Origin of the sequence: Roseovarius aestuarii (assembly GCF_019966515.1) — a bacterium.
GTDB lineage: Bacteria > Pseudomonadota > Alphaproteobacteria > Rhodobacterales > Rhodobacteraceae > Roseovarius > Roseovarius aestuarii.
This window is the reverse complement of the sequence record NZ_JAIMIB010000009.1, coordinates 110,344-128,708: the sequence shown is the minus strand read 5'-3', so window position 1 is coordinate 128,708 and position 18,365 is coordinate 110,344. Positions and strand designations below refer to the sequence as shown.

General features: G+C 58.3%; 15 protein-coding genes. 9 read left to right on the top strand and 6 right to left on the bottom strand.

Annotation, left to right across the window (positions count from 1 at the left end; translation table 11 throughout):
- From tdh to LC334_RS12530, 7 genes are all read left to right on the top strand, one after another.
- Complete coding sequence (tdh, locus tag LC334_RS12560) at positions 1-1,026, top strand: L-threonine 3-dehydrogenase (RefSeq protein ID WP_217809117.1); 1,026 nt, start codon at positions 1-3, stop codon at positions 1,024-1,026.
- 68 nt (positions 1,027-1,094) lie between these two features.
- The gene (locus LC334_RS12555) at positions 1,095-1,916 is read left to right on the top strand and encodes an isocitrate lyase/PEP mutase family protein (RefSeq protein WP_085800996.1); all 822 of its coding nucleotides are present in this window, start codon (positions 1,095-1,097) and stop codon (positions 1,914-1,916) included.
- A 1-nt stretch (position 1,917) separates the two neighbouring features.
- Positions 1,918-4,368: a GcvT family protein gene (locus LC334_RS12550; RefSeq protein WP_085800997.1), complete on the top strand. Its 2,451-nt coding sequence runs from the start codon at positions 1,918-1,920 to the stop codon at positions 4,366-4,368.
- Between the two features lie 19 nt (positions 4,369-4,387).
- Positions 4,388-5,383, top strand: a complete 996-nt coding sequence (locus LC334_RS12545; protein WP_223412971.1) for a GlxA family transcriptional regulator — start codon at positions 4,388-4,390, stop codon at positions 5,381-5,383.
- Positions 5,384-5,488: 105 nt separating this feature from the next.
- Positions 5,489-6,631, top strand: coding sequence for a 2-trimethylaminoethylphosphonate dioxygenase (gene tmpA / locus LC334_RS12540; protein WP_085801098.1), 1,143 nt, complete (start codon positions 5,489-5,491; stop codon positions 6,629-6,631).
- Complete coding sequence (tmpB, locus tag LC334_RS12535; protein WP_085800998.1) at positions 6,628-7,227, top strand: (R)-1-hydroxy-2-trimethylaminoethylphosphonate oxygenase; 600 nt, start codon at positions 6,628-6,630, stop codon at positions 7,225-7,227. The genes tmpA and tmpB overlap by 4 nt, the downstream gene beginning before the upstream one ends.
- An 81-nt stretch (positions 7,228-7,308) precedes the next feature.
- Positions 7,309-8,232: a DMT family transporter gene (locus tag LC334_RS12530; protein WP_085800999.1), complete on the top strand. Its 924-nt coding sequence runs from the start codon at positions 7,309-7,311 to the stop codon at positions 8,230-8,232.
- Between the two features lie 55 nt (positions 8,233-8,287).
- Here the strand turns inward: LC334_RS12530 and LC334_RS12525 are convergent, their stop codons facing one another.
- The 6 genes from LC334_RS12525 to LC334_RS12500 form a co-directional block, all read right to left on the bottom strand.
- Positions 8,288-10,324: a B12-binding domain-containing radical SAM protein gene (locus LC334_RS12525; RefSeq protein ID WP_085801000.1), complete on the bottom strand. Its 2,037-nt coding sequence runs from the start codon at positions 10,322-10,324 to the stop codon at positions 8,288-8,290.
- Positions 10,325-10,615: 291 nt separating this feature from the next.
- A complete protein-coding gene (locus LC334_RS12520; RefSeq protein ID WP_085801001.1) occupies positions 10,616-11,941 on the bottom strand; it encodes an NAD(P)/FAD-dependent oxidoreductase in 1,326 nt (441 codons plus the stop codon).
- Complete coding sequence (locus tag LC334_RS12515) at positions 11,938-12,753, bottom strand: ABC transporter permease (protein WP_085801002.1); 816 nt, start codon at positions 12,751-12,753, stop codon at positions 11,938-11,940. The genes LC334_RS12520 and LC334_RS12515 overlap by 4 nt, the downstream gene beginning before the upstream one ends.
- A complete protein-coding gene (locus tag LC334_RS12510; RefSeq protein ID WP_085801003.1) occupies positions 12,750-13,640 on the bottom strand; it encodes an ABC transporter permease subunit in 891 nt (296 codons plus the stop codon). The genes LC334_RS12515 and LC334_RS12510 overlap by 4 nt, the downstream gene beginning before the upstream one ends.
- A gap of 4 nt (positions 13,641-13,644) precedes the next feature.
- Positions 13,645-14,769: an ABC transporter ATP-binding protein gene (locus LC334_RS12505; protein ID WP_085801004.1), complete on the bottom strand. Its 1,125-nt coding sequence runs from the start codon at positions 14,767-14,769 to the stop codon at positions 13,645-13,647.
- A gap of 69 nt (positions 14,770-14,838) precedes the next feature.
- Positions 14,839-15,921, bottom strand: coding sequence for a polyamine ABC transporter substrate-binding protein (locus LC334_RS12500; RefSeq protein ID WP_085801099.1), 1,083 nt, complete (start codon positions 15,919-15,921; stop codon positions 14,839-14,841).
- Between the two features lie 146 nt (positions 15,922-16,067).
- Here LC334_RS12500 and LC334_RS12495 point away from each other — a divergent pair, with 146 nt between their 5' ends.
- Complete coding sequence (locus LC334_RS12495) at positions 16,068-16,763, top strand: GntR family transcriptional regulator (RefSeq protein WP_085801005.1); 696 nt, start codon at positions 16,068-16,070, stop codon at positions 16,761-16,763.
- 96 nt (positions 16,764-16,859) lie between these two features.
- Positions 16,860-18,254 (top strand): aspartate aminotransferase family protein, encoded by a 1,395-nt coding sequence (locus tag LC334_RS12490; RefSeq protein WP_085801100.1) that lies wholly within the window; start codon positions 16,860-16,862, stop codon positions 18,252-18,254.
- Positions 18,255-18,365 lie beyond the last annotated feature (111 nt).

Genomic DNA, 18,365 nt, shown 5'->3' with positions numbered 1-18,365 from the left:
ATGAAAGCGCTGGTAAAGGCCAAACCCGAACCGGGCCTTTGGATGGAGTATGTCCCCGTACCAGAGCCGGGGCCGAGTGACGTGCTGATCAAGGTGAAGAAATCGGCCATCTGCGGCACCGATGTGCATATCTGGAAATGGGACGAATTCAGCGCCAAGACGGTGCCGGTGCCGATGGTCGTGGGCCATGAATTCGTCGGCGAGATCGTTGATTGCGGCAAGGCGGCGGTGAAATACAAGATCGGCCAACGGGTATCGGGCGAGGGCCATGTGGTCTGTGGTACCTGCCGGAATTGCCGCGCCGGTCGTGGGCATCTGTGCCGTAACACCAAGGGTGTGGGGGTAAACCGGCCAGGTTCGTTCGCTGAATATGTCTGCATCCCGGAAAACAATGTCGTGCCGATCCCCGAGGATATCCCCGATGAAATCGCCGCGATTTTCGACCCGTTCGGCAATGCGGTGCACACGGCGCTGAGTTTCGATCTGGTCGGTGAGGACGTGCTGGTGACCGGCGCGGGGCCGATCGGAATCATGGGCGCGCTGGTGGCGCAGAAGGTCGGTGCCCGCAAGGTAGTGATCACCGATATCAACCCTTACCGGCTGAAGCTGGCGCGCGAGATGGGCGTGCAATATGTCGTTGATGTCGGCAACGAAGAGCTGCGCACCGTGATGGCCGAGATCGGCATGACCGAGGGCTTTGATGTTGGGCTTGAGATGTCCGGTGCGGCACCAGCGATGCAGCAGATGATCGCGCGGATGAACAATGGCGGCAAGGTTGCCCTGCTCGGGATCGCGCCGACGGCCTTCCCGGTCGACTGGAACACGGTGATCTTCAAGATGCTGCATATCAAGGGCATCTATGGCCGCGAGATGTTCGAGACCTGGTACAAGATGATCGCGCTTGTGCAGTCGGGGCTGGATGTCTCGGGCCTTATCACCCACCGCATCGGGATTGACGATTTCGAGGCCGGGTTCGCCGCCATGATCTCGGGCAATTCGGGCAAAGTTGTGATGGATTGGGGCTGACTAGTGTCTGTTTCTGTCAGTAAGCCATGGGACTGTCTTCTCGGTTACTTAGCAATCGGAGAGATAAGATGAACGATATTGGCGCTGAATTTCGGGCATTGCACAAGCCCGGTGATCCGTTCTTGCTGGTCAATGCCTGGGACATTGGCTCTGCCCGGATGATGCAGGCACTGGGTGCGTCTGCGATTGCCACCACATCCGCCGGACACGCGTTCACACAAGGCCGGGTGGACGGCGGCACGCTGACGCGGGACGAGGCATTGAGCCATGCGCAGGATCTGGTGTCCGCCGTATCCTTGCCGGTATCGGGTGATTTCGAGAATGGCTTCGGAGAAGCGCCGGATCATGTCGCGGAGACCATTCGGCTGGCTGCCGAGGTCGGGTTGGCGGGTTGCTCGATCGAAGATACGGCGCTGCCGGACTTCGGACCATATGAGTTTGACCTGTCGGTTGAGCGTATCCGGGCTGCCGCAAGTGCGGCGCGTGCGTTGCCAGGTGATTTCGTTCTGGTGGCGCGCGCCGATGGCGTGATGCTTGGCTGCTATGATTGCGACGAGGCGATCCGCCGGATTCGGGCCTATGAGGCCGCCGGGGCGGATTGTGTCTATGTCCCTGCGCCGCCAAATGTGGAGGAGATGAAACGGATCACCGCGAGCGTGTCTGTGCCGGTGAATGTGCTGGCATCGGGTCAGTTTTCGACCCTGACACGCCGCAACTTTGCAGAAATGGGCGCGGCGCGCCTGTCGATTGGTGCGGCCCTGGCACGGGTGGCCTATGGCGCGGCGATTGATGTGGCCTCTGGCATGCTGGGCGGCGATTTTTCGGGTCTTTCCCGGGCTATCGACGAAGATGACATCAACAAATTACTGATCAGAAACAACGGAGACTGAGATGCCTGAAGTTCAGAAAGAGGGCGACGTTGGCGGGAAAAAGCTGCCGAGCCACGCCAAGGTGGTGGTGATCGGGGGCGGCGTGGTCGGCTGCTCGATCCTGTTCCATCTGGCCAAATTCGGCTGGAAAGACGTCGTGCTGCTGGAACGGGACGAATTGACCAGCGGGTCAAGCTGGCACGCGGCGGGACAAATCCATACGATCAGCAGTGACCCCAATATCAGCCGACTTCAGGGTTACACGATCGACCTTTATAAAGAGATCGAGGAAACCAGCGGCCATTCCGTCGGTCTGCATATGACCGGCGGTTTTTATCTGGCGTCGAACCAGACCTGGTATGACTACCTCAAGCGCGAACGGTCAAAAGCGAGGTATATGGGCCTGAACCAGGAGTTCATCAGCCCCAAGGAGCTGGCCGAACGGCATCCGCTGATTGATCCCAAGCATTATCTTGCAGCGCTGTGGGATGATCAGGACGGCGATCTGGACCCGAGCGGCGCCACCTATGCTTTTGCAAAGGCGGCCAAGGTGCATGGGGCGCAATATTTCACTCATTGCGGCGTAACAGAGACGAAACAGCGCGCCGATGGCAGTTGGGATGTGACCACGCCGAAGGGAGTGATCAATGCCGAGCATATCGTCAATTGCGGGGGGCTTTGGGCACGGGAAGTGGGCCACATGCAGGGCGTCAACTTGCCGGTACAACCGATGGAACATCATTATCTGATCACCGAGGCGATCCCCGAGATCGCCGCCCGCAAGGATCGGTTGCCCTGTGGTATCGACTATGAGGCCAATATCTATTTCCGGCAGGAACGGCAGGGCATGCTATTGGGCACCTATGAACCCAAAGGCACGCCGTGGAAAGTAGGCGGCACGCCGTGGGATTTCGGCCATGAGCTGTTGCAGCCTGATCTTGAACGCATCGCCGACCGGTTGGAGCTGGGTTTTGAACGTATTCCGGCGCTTGCCAATGCGGGCATCAAGGATGCGATCAACGGACCCTTCACCTTTGGCCCCGATGGCAACCCGATGATCGGGCCGGTGCCGGGGATGAAGAATTACTGGTGCGCCGTGGGGGTGATGGCCGGGTTCTGCCAGGGCGGCGGTGTCGGTCTGACCATGGCCGAGTGGATGATCGACGGCGAACCCAGCATTGACGTCTGGGCGATGGACGTGGCGCGGTTCGGCGATTGGGCTAGCCCGGATTGGGGCACGGTTAAATCGACCGAAAATTACGAACGCCGCTTCGTGATGACCTTCCCGAATGAAACCTTGCCCAAGGGGCGCATGCAAAAGACAACGGCGCTTTATGACCGGCTGGTCGCCAACGGTGCGGTGATGGATCAGGGCTTTGGTCTGGAAAACGCGCTCTGGTTTGCTGATGGGGCAGATGACGCCCACGAGGAACCGACCTTCCGCCGCAACCGGTCCTTCGATTACGTCGCGCGCGAGGTCAAAGCCGTGCGCGAAGCCGTGGGCGCGATCGAAGTCGCCAACTTTGCCAAACACGAGTTCAAAGGTCCCGGCGCGCGAGCATTTCTAGACACTGTTCTTGCCGGATACGTGCCGAAACCGGGCCGATTGACCCTGACGCCAATGCTGACCGAAAAGGGCAAGTTATATGGGGATCTGACGGTGGCTTGCCTGGGCGAGCAGCATTTCATGCTGTTCGGGTCTGGGGCAATGCAAGAGGCACATCGCCGTTGGTTCGAGAGCCAACTGCCGACGGGTGTGACCTATGAAAATGTCAGCGATGACTGGCACGGTATCGCGCTGAGCGGTCCGAAATCCCGCGCGTTGCTGCAACAGATCACCCGCAAGGATGTAAGCGCCGAGGCGTTTAAGTTCCGCGATCTGGATCAGTGTTACGTGGGCGATGTGCCGGTGATCCTGAACCGGATCAGTTTTTCCGGCGAACTGGGATACGAGATCTACTGCAAGCCGCAATACCTGTTGCGCCTGAGCGCGGCGGTTGAAGAGGCGGGTGCCGATCTTGGCCTGCGCTGGTACGGCGCGCGGGCGCTGATGAGCATGCGTTTGGAAAAAAGCTGGGGTGTGTGGGCGCTGGATTTCCGGCCCGATTTCACGGCAGCGGAATCCGGTCTTGATGCCTTCATCAACTGGAAGAAAGAGTTCATCGGCAAAGCAGCCGCAGAAAAGCAGCGGGCAGAAGGACCGGCAAACAGGCTGGTGACGCTGGTGATTGATGTCGATGGCATTGATGTCAGCAATGACGAAGCCATTTTGCATGAAGGCGCCGCTGTGGGCTATGTAAGCTCGGGCGGGTATGCGCATCACGTTGGAAAATCTGTCGCTATGGGATATGTTCCGTCGGAATTGGCCAAGGGCGGTACAAAGGTACGGGTAGAGATCCTGGGCGAAATGCATGACGCCGAAATCCAGGGCGTGCCGCTTTATGATGCGAACGGGGCCAATATGCGCGCCTGACAACGGAGGAGCCCTGGGGGTGAGTTCAGAAGACAGGCCAAAGCGATATGTCTTTTTGCTGATCCCGGGGTTTTCGCCTCTGGGCTTGACCTGCGCGCAGGAAACGCTGGCGCTGGCCAACCGGTTTGCCGGTGGCAGCCGGACCTACTATGAGTATCTGCTGATCAGTGAGGGTGGCGAGCCGGTAACCAGCTGGAACGGGATGAGCGTTGCGGCGGAAGCCGGGCTGATTGATCTGCATCGCAACGATACGCTGATTGTCTGTGCCGGGGTTGATGCGGCGATGGGCTGCACCCCGAAGGTCCTGAACTGGCTCCGGCGCGAAACCCGCAAGGGCATGGATTTTGGTGCGCTTAGCAGCGGGGCATGGATTCTTGCCCGGGCCGGACTGCTGGGCGGCAAACGGATCACCACGCACTGGGAATATGCCAGTGCAATATCCGAAACCTTCCCTGATGTGGAAATGCAGGAATCGATCTATACCGTTGACGGGCGGGTATTCACCTGCGCCGGCTCTGCAAGTTCGATGGATCTGATGCTCGACCGGATCAATTCGGATTACGGGGCCGAGCTGGCGACCTGGGTGGCGGATCAGATGATCTATACCGCGCCCCGGTCCGAGACTCATTCGCAGCGGGTGTCGATGGCGGGGCGCATGGGCGTTCGGCATACCAAGCTGGTGCAGGCGATCCAGATCATGCGGGACAATATCGAAGATCCGATTCCGCCTGCCGAGGTCGCCAGCCAGGTCGGCATGTCGACCCGCCAGCTTGAACGGCTTTTTGCGCGTTACCTGAACACCTCGCCCAAGAAATACTACCTGGGCCTGCGGCTGGAAAATGCCCGGAACCTGCTGATGCAGACCGAGCTTTCACTGATGGAAATCTGCGTGCTCTGCGGGTTTCGGGCACCGTCACATTTCTCTAAGACCTATCGCAAGGCGTTCGGTGTTGCGCCCAGCCGCGACATGCGCGGCTCCAGCCTGTTATTCGCGGAACGTGGCGACGGTGAATGACCTGAATTTGTCGTTTTCAGGCATAGTAGGGCGTCGTGTTTTGCAATGTTCGTCCGCGTCGTCTGGCGCATGCTGGGAGGTGTTAGACATCTGATCGGGACGGCCATGACCACAGTTGACATCATCGAAGACGGACACGCGATTGCGCTAACCTCATCCGGCACGGTAATGCGGTATCACGCCATCTGGTTGCGCGATAACGCGTGGGACGAAACGACTCGCGCGCCCGGCAACGGCCAGCGTCTGATTGCGCTAAGGGATATTCCCATCGATACAAAAATTAGGGCTGCCTCGGTGGAAGACGGGCAGCTTTGCCTCGAATTCGCGCCGGAGAACCGCCGCATAGCCTATGATCTTCAATGGCTGTCGGATCATGCCTATGATGTTGTCAAAAGAGGCGATTCAAGCTGGGTTAGTGACGAAATCAGCATTTGGAATAGCGCGCTGAGCGATCAAATCCCGCTCGCTGATCTTGGACAGGTTCAAACCAGCCCGGAGGCGCGGGCAAGCTGGCTGGGGGGTGTGGCGCGCTATGGGTTCGGCAAGCTAACAGGCGGGCCGGTCGAAGAAGGCGCTTTGTTTCAGGTGGCCGATCTTTTTGGCTATGTGCGCGAGACCAATTATGGCCGCCACTTTGAAGTGCGCACCGAGGTGAACCCCACCAATCTGGCTTTTACCGGCTTGGGCCTGCAGGCGCATACCGATAACCCTTACCGCGATCCAGTACCCACGGTGCAGATCCTCTATTGCCTCGAAAACTCTGCCGAGGGCGGTGAAAACATGGTCGTGGATGGCTTCGCCTGCGCCTTGAAATTGAGGGATGAAAACCCCGAAGGATTTGACCTGCTCAGTCGTTATTGTGCCCGGTTTGAATATGCGGGCGAGGGGGGTGTCTGTCTGCGGTCGCGCCGTCCGATGATCGAACTGGCCCCGGATGGCGAGTTGACGGCGGTGCGGTTCAACAACCGGTCGGCGGCGGCGATCACCGATGTGCCCTATGCCGACATGGAAGGTTACTACGCGGCCTACCGGCAACTGGGCGAGATTATCGATGACCCGGCAATGGAAGTGACGTTCAAGCTGAACCCCGGCGAATGCTTCATCGTCAACAACACAAGGGTGCTGCATGCCCGCAAGGGATATTCCGGCGAGGGATCGCGCTGGCTACAGGGGTGCTACGCAGATATGGACGGGCTGCGCTCAACCCACGCGGCGCTGCTGCAGGAGCTGGGGATGGCTGCGGAATGACCGGTTCGGACAAGACACTAACGCAGCACAATATCGTTGAATTCCTCGCGGATATCTTCGACCGGCGCGGCGGTGAGGAATATCTGGGCGAGCCCGTGACCATGGCAGAACATATGCTTCAGGGCGCGACGATTGCCGAGAAGAACGGCCAGCGCGAAGAGATCGTCGTCGCCACGCTGCTGCACGATATCGGGCATTTCACCTCGGAATTCGGAACCTTCAGCATGGCCGACACCGAGGACCGGTATCACGAGGAGGCCGGCGCCGAGGTGCTTGGAGAGTTCTTCCCCTCGGTGGTGACCGATTGCGTGCGCTATCACGTGGCGGCCAAGCGGTATCTCTGCGCGACCAAGCCTGAATATTTCGCGCGGCTAAGCGAGGCTTCGGTGCATTCGCTGAACCTGCAAGGCGGACCGATGAGTGCGGCTGAGATTGCCGAGTTCGAAAAGAACCCGAACCTGAAAGATATCGTGGCCGTGCGCTATCTGGACGATGCCGGCAAGCATCCGGATATGGAAACGCCGGGTTTCGACCATTTTGCGCCAATGGTTCAGCGGGTGGTGGATGCCTGCTGTGCGGCGCGAACCGACGCATAGCTGATATGCAGGCCCGCGTGCTAAAGCCGGATTGACCTTCACTGCGGCTTTGGACAAGGTCGGGCGGAGGAGGGCCGCAAGATGAGCCCCATCAAAGGCATCGCGCTCAAACTCTGCTCGGTCGTGTTGTTCATCACCATGGTGTCGATGATCAAGGCGACGGCTGATCATGTGCCAGTGGGCGAAGCTGTATTCTTTCGCTCGTTCTTTGCCATTCCGGTCATTCTGGGATGGGTGATCGCGCGAGGGCAATTACGCACAGGTCTTAAGGTGAAATCAAAGCTGGGGCATTTCTGGCGTGGTTTCGTGGGTAGCCTGGCGATGGGGATGAGCTTTGCCGGTCTTGGCCTGTTACCCCTGCCCGAGGTCACGGCATTGGGCTATGCGGCGCCGCTGCTGACGGTAGTTTTCGCGGCGATGTTTCTGGACGAAAAAGTGGGCGTTTTCCGGATCAGCGCGGTAATGCTCGGCTTGGTGGGCGTGTTGATCGTTGTCTCTCCGCGCCTCAGCTTGCTGGGGTCTGAGACGATGGAGACGACGCAGGCCGTGGGTGCCGTGCTTGTGTTGATGGGGGCGGTCTGTGCGGCACTGGCACAGATCTACATCCGCAAACTGGTGCGGGTCGAGCAGACGGCGGCGATCGTTTTCTACTTCTCGATCACGTCAGCCGCGCTGTCGCTGCTAACAATTCCATTTGGCTGGGTGATGCCGACGCCGGGTGAAGTGGCACTGCTGGTGCTCGCGGGCCTGCTGGGTGGCGCCGGACAGATTTTCCTGACCTCGGCCTATCGGTTTGCCGATGCAAGCGTGGTTGCGCCGTTTGACTATGCCTCGATGATCTTTGCGCTGGTCATCGGTTATTTCATCTTTAATGAAGTGCCAACGGGCACCATGCTGATCGGCGCTGCGATAGTCATTCTGGCAGGCTGCATCATCATCTGGCGAGAGCGTCAACTGGGCCTCAAACGTGGCCAGGCCCGGGCGGTCAAGACACCCCAGGGCTAGCAGGTTGTCGCGTCGGCGTGTCGATCGCGAGATGGCAAGCTTGTCAGATCGCGCCTTATTCGGCGGCGTGAGCCTGGCTGCCCTGTTCAAGCTTTCGCCGGAAATCGGTAGCGAACATCGTGCGCGTGAACCGGCCCAAACCCGACGCATGTTCGCCGAAAGTATCGATGCGCGACAACAAGGTGGACTTCACGCGCGGATCGACCTGGGTCTGGAAGTCGCGCGGCGCGTCAAATCTGTAGTCGCTCAATGATCCTTTGAAATCCGAGGCTTTCCACGTTTCGATATCGAAGAGGGAGGTCCAGACCGGTTCGCGTTCCAAGCTATCGGCAAAAGGAACGTGCAGCATGATGGCGCTGTAATACTCGATAATCGTATCCAGCATTTCCTGTGCGTCCGGCTTGTCATCGCCCAGCAGATCCGAGATCGCCCGTTTCAGAAAGTCGAGCGCTTCGTTCAGCACGATGAAGCGGCCAATCATCGAATATTTGCTGAGGAGATTGCCGCCTAGTTCACCGCTAATCAGGTCGTCGTAGTTTTTGGCTGCCCAGTCCACGCACTCGTCACGGGTCTCGAAAAGCTCGGCCTGATTTTCCTCAAGATATCCCGAGACGGCGTTACGCAGCGCTTCGGGGGCTTCGTCCAGAATATCCTGCATGTGCTTGATGACATGGAATGGGCGGATGTCGTGGGTGCGTGCCAGACGGAAGGCTTCTTCGAAATTGTCTTCGTAGTAGAAGATCGTCAGCAGCAGGTGGAACACGCGCGTGTCCAGATAGTCCTGGAACGAAAAGTTCTCGGATTCCACGACCATCTCTTCGGTTTCCACCACGGTGGGGCCGTGATATTTGCCGAGGCATCTGGCAACGACCCGGTGCAGGGTCTTGAAGCCGAATTCCTCACGGCTTTCGGGATTTGCCAGCGGTGCGCCATGCAGCAGCATCAGCTGATGCGCGGCAACCCGGCTGACGCCGGATTCGATCAGCTGATCAACCGCATCCATGAAGGATTCCTTGGTCTCACCCGGCATGCACAGGATCAATTCGCCATAGGATTGCATGCCCTGGTCATGCAGCTCTTTCTGGACCTCGGTATAGGTGTCGAGGCTGATGTTATCGCGCTTGATGTTCTTCAATACCACCGGGTTTAGCGATTGCACGGATGACGTCATCGGCAGCCGCCCCTTGGCCTTGCGCATCACCTTGATGATCCGGTCGCTCCGGTTCTTGCCGGTTGTCGTGCGGATATATTTCGGCCAGTCATACCGTTCCATCAAGTGACCCAGATAATCGGCCACCTCCTCGTCCTGCACATACATGCCGAAATTATCGTCGGCAAAACACAGCGGGCTGGCATGGTTGATCCGCGCCACGATGTAATCAAGGTCAGCCTTGGTGCGTTCGAAGGAATGGCGGAAGACCTTGGAATTCGATTTCACCGCCGAGTTGCAGAAGGCGCAGGTGAACGGGCACCCCCGGGCAAGCTGCATCAGGGCAAAGAGGCCGGTATCAAAAAACTTGTCCATCAGCCCTTCAAGATAGGGTGAGGGGATCTCGTCGAGATCGCGCATGCGCGGCACCTCGCCGCCACGCAATATTTCTCCGGTCTCGGGGTGCACAAAGAGCGAGCCGTCAATCGCCTCGTCCCATAAACCCTCGCGCCGCTCGCCCACATCGATGAACCGCTGCAGTGTATTGAGAAAGGCGCGTTCACCTTCGTAGGTCGGGCCGCGCACATGCATGTCGATCTGCGGCATCGTTCTGATCCAGCTGTCCTGCTCTTCGTCGGTCAGAGGAAAGTTGGGGCCGCCCATCAGTGTCAGAACATCCGGATTGACGGCCTTGACGTAATCCGCGAAGGACAAGGCCAGATGATGGTTCCAGGAATAGCTTGAAAAACCGATGACATCCGGCGCAGCCTTGTCGATTGCCGCTTTCAGCTCTTGTGGGTCACGAAAAATATCAACCTCGACCGGCGTTTTTGGCTTCGCGTAGGCTTTGGCGAATGTCGCAAGATTGCCCACGCCAAGCGGATAGGTGTCCGACGTGGCAGTCACAAGGTTATGGCCGAGATCGGCGAGATAAATACGCATCGAAAACCTCTTAGTCTAAAAAAATACTGGCCGAATGCCGAATAGTTCCGGCGGGCGTAGAAAGGTTAATGTACGAACTGGTATTCTGTCCAGTTTCCTGAATCGGATCATGTGCAGGTCGAATAAAGGTCAAAAAAACTTTGATTTGTTTCTATATCGGCGACAATAACACAGATTCTCTGGCGCTGACAGCGTGGGATTGTTTCCACGTAATCTGACAGTAACACCTCGGTACAGGTAACAAAACAGTTGTAGTTTTCGTGGAGATATTCGCGGAAGATCTTTCTCCACTTAACTCCCGGTCAGCAACGCGGCGGCGTAAAGGGGCCAGATAGTAGCGCGGCGAAGGCGGCCAAGCGGGAAGCGTTTGGGTGGGGTTTGCATTATCTTGGGATGCAGGTGCCGCGTTACATTGCCCTGCACCAGATCGGCCAGCAACGCGCCCGCATAGGTGGCCATCGCCACGCCGTTGCCGTGGTAGCTGAGCGCAGTGAAAGCACCGGGCATTTCGGGGATAGGGCCAGCGTAAGGGGTCAGGTCGCGGGAAATCGAGAGGAGGCCCTGCCAGGTGTAGGGTGTCTCGACCCCAGCCCAGGCGGGGAACATCTTTTCAAAATGCTTGCGGATCAGGCGATACATACGCGCATCGGCGGCGGCTGAGCTGAGCAAGCCGCCCCGCATCCCGAAAAGCATCCGCTTGTTTGGCATCAGGCGAAAATAATGCAGCAGGAACCGGTCATCAAAAGACATCTGACGGCTGGTCCAACCCTGTGCCGCCAATTCCGTGTCGGTCATCTGGCGGGTGACGATGACGTTTGATTGCGTCGGCAGATAGCGTGCGCGCAGCCATTTGGGTAGATCGTCCGAGGAATAGCCGTTGGTGGCAACTACCAGCCGTTTGGCGCTGATCCGGGCCTCCGGTGTCGTTAGTGTAAAACCGGATTGCTGGTCGATGTGCTGCACCGGGGAATTGGTATAGAGCCGTGCGCCTGCCTTGCATGCGGCTTCGGCCAGACCAAGGGCGTATTTCATCGGGTTGAGAGCAAAGCCGATCGGTGTGGTGATGGCCCCGAAAAACGGCCCTTTCATGCCCTGCGTGGCCAGATCGTTCTTGGTGGTGATCGTGGGGGAAACGCCATAGTCACGCTCAACGACTTTTGCCCGTGCCTCGAAATCGTCCATCGCCTTTTGGGTATGGGCCATCAGGGTCTCACCGTTGGAATGGGTATCGCAGGCGATCTTGTGATGTTTGATCAAGCCCGCCGCCAGATTTACGGCATGGAGTTCGGTTTCCCTGAATTCCCGGCGGGCGGGTTCGCTATAGAGTTGCGCCAGAATAGTATCTGATGCGGCCGATCCGCCCAGGCAGCAGAAACCTCCGTTTCGGCCGGACGCACCCCAGCCCGGAGAATGCGTATCCAGAATAACCACGTCACTCCCGGCCTCAGCCAGATGCAGAGCTGCGGAAAGGCCAGTATAACCCGCCCCGATCACGGCTACATCACAGGTCAGGCTGCCCTCGGCACGGGGATTGTCGGGCGGTTGCGCCGTACTGGGCCAATAGCAATGTTCGCGCGGGCCTTCCCCGTAGGTATAGGTCGGGAAAACCCGCGTCATGCCTGCACGGCGGCGCGTTCCTCGGCCTCTTGGCGTAAAGCTGCCCGTTTGGTGATCAGCGACGCTGAGATCACGCCAATGGCGACTATGCCGATCATCAGGGTCGAAAGCGCGTTGATCTCCGGCGAGACGCCAAGGCGGACCGAGCTCCAGATTTTCATTGGCAAGGTGGTTGCGGACGGCCCGGCGGTGAAGCTGGCGATGACCAGATCGTCAAGGCTGAGCGTGAAGGCCAGAAGCCAGCCCGAGATGACCGCAGGCGCGATGATGGGCAAGGTGACCAGCCGGAATGCTTCCATCGGCGAACACCCCAGATCCAGCGCCGCCTCTTCCAGTGATCGGTCGAAGCTGACCAGGCGTGAGGACACTACGACCGAGACAAAGCACATTGAAAAGGTTGTATGCGCCAGCACGATGGTAAACACGCCGCGGTCCAGCCCGATGCCGATAAAGAGCAGCAGAAGCGAAAGACCGGTAATCACCTCTGGCATCACCAGCGGTGCGTAGATCATGCCGGAAAACAAGGTGCGCCCCGGGAAGCGACCAGCGCGCACCAGCACCAGCGCTCCCAATGTGCCCAAAATGGTGGCGAGGGTGGAACTGAACACCGCGACTTTCAGCGTGACCCAGGCGGCGCTTAGGAAAGCCTCATTCCCGAGAAGTTCGCCGTACCATTTGGTGGAAAAACCCGCCCAGACCGTCACCAGCTTCGACTCGTTGAAGCTGTAGATGATCAGGATGATCATTGGCAGGTAGAGGAAGGCGAAACCCAGCGTTAGGGCGGTGGTGTTGAACCATGTCAGGCGTCTCATCCGTCGGCCTCCCGCTGTTTTTGCTCGTTGCGCTGAAAGAGGATGATCGGGATGATCAGGATCAGAAGCAGGATCACTGCCACGGCGGAGGCCACCGGCCAGTCGCGGTTGTTGAAGAACTCCTCCCACAGGACCTTGCCGATCATCAGCGTTTTTGAACCACCCAGCAGCGACGGGATAACGAATTCACCCAAGGTCGGGATAAAGACCAGGAAACACCCGGCAATGATGCCGTTTTTCGACAGTGGCACCGTGACCAGCCAGAAGGCCGTGAGCCGCGAACAGCCTAGATCCTCGGCGGCTTCCAGCAGCGAGGCATCCAGCCGTTCAAGCGCCGAGTAGATCGGCAGGATCATGAAAGGCAGATAGGTGTAGACGATGCCGATATAGACAGCGGTGTTGGTGTTGAGGATCGTCAGGGGCTCGGAGATTACGCCCATGCCCATCAGAAGCTGATTGAGATATCCCTCGTTACTGAGAATGCCCATCCACGAATAGACCCGAATCAGGAAACTGGTCCAGAACGGCAGGATCACCAGCATCATCAGCGTCGGGCGCCAGTGATCCGGCGCGTTCGCCATACCATAAGCGATGGGATAGCCGACCAGCAGCGTGAGGAACGTGGCAATGACCGCGATCTTGAGCGAGGACAGGTATGCCTTCCAGTAAAGATCGTCAGTTGTCAGGAATTCGAAGTTTTCAAGGTCCAACGCTGCCCAGAAATCCTTGATTCCCTGCCAGCCATTGCTGAAATCCAGTGTCGGCGTATAGGGCGGAATGGCAAGCGCGGTGTCCGAAAGGCTGATTTTCAGCACGATCAGGAAGGGCACCAGAAAGAGGGCCAGAAGCCAGAAATAAGGGATGATGATCAGGGCGGCGCGACGCATGGGGCTACTCCTTCAACAGGACACCAGCGGTGTCTGTCCACGAGAGCCAAACCTCGTCTTCCCAGGTGAAAGACCGGCGCGATAGGCGGCGGGTATTGGCGGTCTGCGACTTCACGACCTGACCGTTGGCCAGTTCGACGTGGTAGGTCGACAGGTTGCCGAGATACGCGATGTCGAGAATCTTACCCTGTAGCGCGTTGGCGGCGTCTGCGGGTTTTTCCGCCGTGATCGCGACCTTTTCGGGCCGGATCGCCAGATGGCAGGATTGAGCCTTGGCAAGCTGTATATCGGATTTGGCATGCAGAATTGGCTGGCCTTCGGCAAAGGCGATGTCATAGCCGTCGCCCGCCGGTGTGGCGGTGCCGCTGATGATGGTGACATCGCCGATGAAATCGGCCACATAGGCGGAATTGGGCATCTCGTAAATGCGGGCAGGGGTGTCGGCCTGGATAATCTTGCCGTGGTCCATGACCGCGACGCGGGAGGCGACAGTCATTGCCTCTTCCTGATCGTGGGTGACGATCACGAAGGTGGTGCCGGTTTTTTCCTGAATGTCCATCAACTCGAACTGCGTATCCTGACGCAGCTTGGCATCCAGCGCGCCCAGCGGTTCGTCGAGCAGCAGGAGTTTGGGCGCCTTGGCGAGTGATCGGGCTAGGGCGACACGCTGGCGCTGCCCGCCGGAACACTGGTGCGGTTTGCGCTTGGCGAACTGTTCCAGGCGGGTGAGTTTCAGCATCTCGGCTACGCGGGCGTCGATCTTGTCTTTGGGCATGTTATCGCGCTTGAGGCCGAAAGCGATGTTTTCCCAGATGCTTAAGTGAGGAAACAGCGCGTAGGACTGGAACATCATGTTCACGGCGCGCTTGTTTGGCGGGATGGGGGCAATGTCCTGCCCGCCCAGAAGGATGGTGCCCTCGGTCGGAGTCTCGAACCCCGCCAGCATCCGCATCATCGTGGTTTTGCCGCAGCCCGAGGGGCCGAGAAGAGCAAAGAATTCCTGCTCGTAAATATCAAAGGACTGGTTGTCGATGGCAACGAAATCGCCAAATCGCTTGGTCACATTCTTAAACTGAATTAGCGGTTTTGCGTCCGGATCATTCCACGGCTCAAATACGGTCTGTCCCATTCCTGCCCCCTGAATGCAGTAAAGAAAAACCCGTGCAAGTTGCCTAGCACGGGTTTGTATTATGCAGGCTTAGGTGCCCGACTTGATTTTCGTCCACAGGCGCGTCACAACCCGCTGCACCTTCGCGTTATACGGCGTGATGGTGTAGAGGTTGGCCAGTGTCGCCTCATCAGGGTAGATCGCCGTGTCGCCGATCACATCTTCCTCCAGCATTGGCTGTGACGCCTTGTTGCCGTTGGCATAGTAGACGTAGTTCGACGCATCCGCCATGTTCTGCGCGTCCATGATGAAGTTCAGGAACTTGTGCGCGCCGTCCACATTGGGGGCGTCTGTCGGAATGGCCATCTGGTCGAACCACATCAGTGATCCTTCGGCAAAAGCGTTATAGGCAATCTCGACACCGTTTTCGGCCTCGGCGGCCCGGTCACGGGCCTGCAATATGTCACCGGACCAGCCGACGGCGACGCAAATGTCGCCATTTGCCAGCGCGTTGATATATTCCGAACTGTGGAATTTCTTGATATGCGGCGCGACCGCGGCCAGAACCGGCTCGGTTTTTGCCAGCACGTCAGGATCGTGGCTGTCCGGGTCTTCGCCCAGATATTGCAGAACCATCGGAAGGATTTCGGTCGGGGCGTCTAGGAAATACACGCCGCAATCCGCGAGTTTTTCCATGTTTTCTGGGTTCAGCACCAAGTCCATGCTGTTCAGCGCCACGTCTTCGCCCAGAATTTCAGTGACTTTGCCAACATTCACACCGATCCCGGTGGTGCCCCACATGTAGTTGATCGAGTAGGCGTTGTCGGGATCATACTGGATGGTGCGCGATTCGATCACGTCCCACATGTTTTCTTTGTTGGGCAATTGCGATGTGTCGAGTTTCTGGAAGGCGCCTGCGGTAATCTGGCGCTGCAGGAAGGTGCCCGACGGGACAACCACGTCGTAGCCCGAGCCGCCGGCAAGCATTTTGGTCTCGAGCACTTCGTTGCTGTCGAATACGTCGTAGATCAGATCGATACCGGTTTCCTGTTCGAATTTCTCGAGCAGTGCTTCGTCGATATAGTCAGACCAGTTATAGACCCGCACCTCTTCGGCATGGGCGGTGAGCGCGCCCAAGGCGAGGGTGGCGGTGGTCAGAATCAGTTTCTTCATGTTTTTCTCCCGTTGGTCGGCAAGTTTATTGCCGTGCGCGCGAATTTGATCAAAAATTTCCGCGTTTGGCAATATGGTAATGTTTCCACGCAGTCGTTAAACTCGCAAGGACAGAGATTAGAGGCGATATAAAAGGCCGCAGGATAATGAACAAACAGGCCCGGAAACCGGATAGCGGCGGCGGTGGCGAAAGCCGTCTTCCGGCGCATGAGCTGATCTACCGGCAATTGCGTGACCAAATACTGTTCGGTGACCTGGCGCCGGGGCAGGCGGTGACCATCCAGGGGCTGACCGATCGGCTGGGCGCGGGCATGACCCCGGTGCGCGAGGCAATCCGCCGTCTGATTGCCGAGGGCGCGCTTGAGTTCCAGGGTAACCGACGGGTCAGCGTGCCATTGTTGTCAGCAGATAATATCAGTGAAATAATTGTTGCTAGGCAATGGCTTGACCCTCATCTGGCGTTGCGCGCGACGGAACGGATTTCGTTAGAAGAACTCGATGAGCTGACCGAGATGGATGCGACATTGGATCGGGCCATCGAGCAGGGTGACCTGCGCGCTTATCTTGAGCTGAATTACCGCTTTCACAAGCGTCTCTACGAGATTGCGGATGCCCCTATTCTGGCAGATCTTGCAGATGGGTTGTGGCTACGGTTCGGGCCATCATTGCGGGTGGTTTGTGGCCGTATGGGGACACAGAATTTGCCTGATAAGCACAAGGACATGCTAGCCGCCATGCATGCTCGCGATGCTGAACGTGCGGCGCGCGCCATTCGCGAAGATGTGATACAGGGCATGGAGCAGGTGCGCCGCTCGTTCGAGTTGCCGGTCGCCTCGTTCTGATTCGATTGACAAGAAATAATTTGATCATATTCTGGGCGCGTACTTTTGGCGCGTGACGCGTCTTTCCCTCGTTCCCGTATGCGAAAGGCCCAGACGATGAACATGATCTCGAACCATATGCCGACGGCAGAACTGCAGGCGCTGGATGCAGCGCATCATATGCATCCCTTCACGACCAATAACGAGCTAGCCGAAAAGGGCGCGCGCGTCATCACCCGTGCCAAGGGCGTGACCCTGACCGACAGCGAGGGCAATGACATTCTGGACGCGATGGCGGGGCTGTGGTGCGTGAACCTGGGCTATGGCCGTCCCGAGCTGGCCGAGGCCGCGATGCGCCAGATGCAGGAGCTGCCCTACTACAACACGTTCTTCATGACGACCCATGTGCCGGCGATCGCGCTGAGCGCCAAGCTGGCCGAATTGGCGCCGGGCAATCTGAACCATACCTTTTTTGCCGGGTCGGGCTCGGAAGCGAATGATACCAATATCCGCATGGTCCGCACCTATTGGGCCGAGTTGGGCAAGCCGGAGAAGAAAGTGATCATCGCGCGCCACAATGGCTATCACGGCTCCAGCGTGGGCAGCGCCAGCCTGGGCGGGATGAAGCCGATGCACGCACAGGGCGGCCTGCCGATTCCGGATATGCACCATATCGGCCAGCCCTACTGGTATGGCGAAGGTGGCGACAAATCCCCCGAAGAATTCGGTCTGGAGCGCGCGCAGGAGCTGGAAGCGGCGATCAATGAGTTGGGCGAAGATCGCGTAGCGGCCTTTATTGCCGAGCCGATCCAGGGCGCCGGTGGGGTAATCATTCCGCCCAGCACCTACTGGCCGGAAATTCAGCGCATCTGCGAAAAGTACGAAATCCTGCTGATTGCCGATGAGGTGATCTGTGGCTTTGGCCGTACCGGCAACTGGTTCGGCAGCCAGACGTTCGGTATCCGGCCCGACATCATGACCATCGCCAAGGGACTTTCGTCGGGCTATGCGCCCATCGGCGGCTCGATCGTCAGCGATGAAGTGGCGAAGGTGATGGATGCCTGCGAATTTGTGCATGGCTATACCTATTCCGGTCATCCGGTGGCCTGCGCCGTGGCGCTTGAAAACCTGCGCATTCTCGAAGAAGAGAAGATCGTCGAAAAGGCAGGTGCCGAGACCGCGCCTTATCTGAAGGAGAAATGGCAGGGGCTGGCGGATCATCCGTTGGTCGGCGAAGCGGTGATCGAGGGCTTGATGGGCTCAATCGCGCTGACGCCGGACAAAGCCAGCCGCGCGGCTTTTGCCGCTGACGCGGGCACCGCCGGGTATGTCGTGCGCGAAGCCTGTTTCGCCAATTCTCTGGTGATGCGTCACACAGGTGACCGGATGGTGATTTCCCCGCCACTGGTGATCACCAAATCTGAGGTCGATACGCTGGTTGAGCGTGCGTGGAGGGCGTTGGATTTTGCTCATAAGAAGCTGAGCGATGACGGGTTGATGAAAGCCGCCTGACCTGGCGTCGAACGCGCTGCGCGTGACGTATGTGGCAGCCTCTTGAGATGAATAACCTCAAGGGGCTGTTTCCTGACGGCACGCCTTTGGCGTAAGACCTAGCCCGCGTTC

Excerpts from the sequence above, each read along its gene's own strand:
- LC334_RS12520 (WP_085801001.1), bottom strand. The coding sequence starts at position 11,941 with ATGACGCGGGTTTTCCCGACCTATACCTACGGGGAAGGCCCGCGCGAA.
- LC334_RS12530 (WP_085800999.1), top strand. The coding sequence starts at position 7,309 with ATGAGCCCCATCAAAGGCATCGCGCTCAAACTCTGCTCGGTCGTGTTG.
- tdh (WP_217809117.1), top strand. The coding sequence starts at position 1 with ATGAAAGCGCTGGTAAAGGCCAAACCCGAACCGGGCCTTTGGATGGAG.
- tmpB (WP_085800998.1), top strand. The coding sequence starts at position 6,628 with ATGACCGGTTCGGACAAGACACTAACGCAGCACAATATCGTTGAATTC.
- tmpA (WP_085801098.1), top strand. The coding sequence starts at position 5,489 with ATGACCACAGTTGACATCATCGAAGACGGACACGCGATTGCGCTAACC.
- LC334_RS12515 (WP_085801002.1), bottom strand. The coding sequence starts at position 12,753 with ATGAGACGCCTGACATGGTTCAACACCACCGCCCTAACGCTGGGTTTC.
- LC334_RS12495 (WP_085801005.1), top strand. The coding sequence starts at position 16,068 with ATGAACAAACAGGCCCGGAAACCGGATAGCGGCGGCGGTGGCGAAAGC.
- LC334_RS12525 (WP_085801000.1), bottom strand. The coding sequence starts at position 10,324 with ATGCGTATTTATCTCGCCGATCTCGGCCATAACCTTGTGACTGCCACG.
- LC334_RS12505 (WP_085801004.1), bottom strand. The coding sequence starts at position 14,769 with ATGGGACAGACCGTATTTGAGCCGTGGAATGATCCGGACGCAAAACCG.
- LC334_RS12500 (WP_085801099.1), bottom strand. The coding sequence starts at position 15,921 with ATGAAGAAACTGATTCTGACCACCGCCACCCTCGCCTTGGGCGCGCTC.
- LC334_RS12490 (WP_085801100.1), top strand. The coding sequence starts at position 16,860 with ATGAACATGATCTCGAACCATATGCCGACGGCAGAACTGCAGGCGCTG.
- LC334_RS12555 (WP_085800996.1), top strand. The coding sequence starts at position 1,095 with ATGAACGATATTGGCGCTGAATTTCGGGCATTGCACAAGCCCGGTGAT.
- LC334_RS12550 (WP_085800997.1), top strand. The coding sequence starts at position 1,918 with ATGCCTGAAGTTCAGAAAGAGGGCGACGTTGGCGGGAAAAAGCTGCCG.
- LC334_RS12510 (WP_085801003.1), bottom strand. The coding sequence starts at position 13,640 with ATGCGTCGCGCCGCCCTGATCATCATCCCTTATTTCTGGCTTCTGGCC.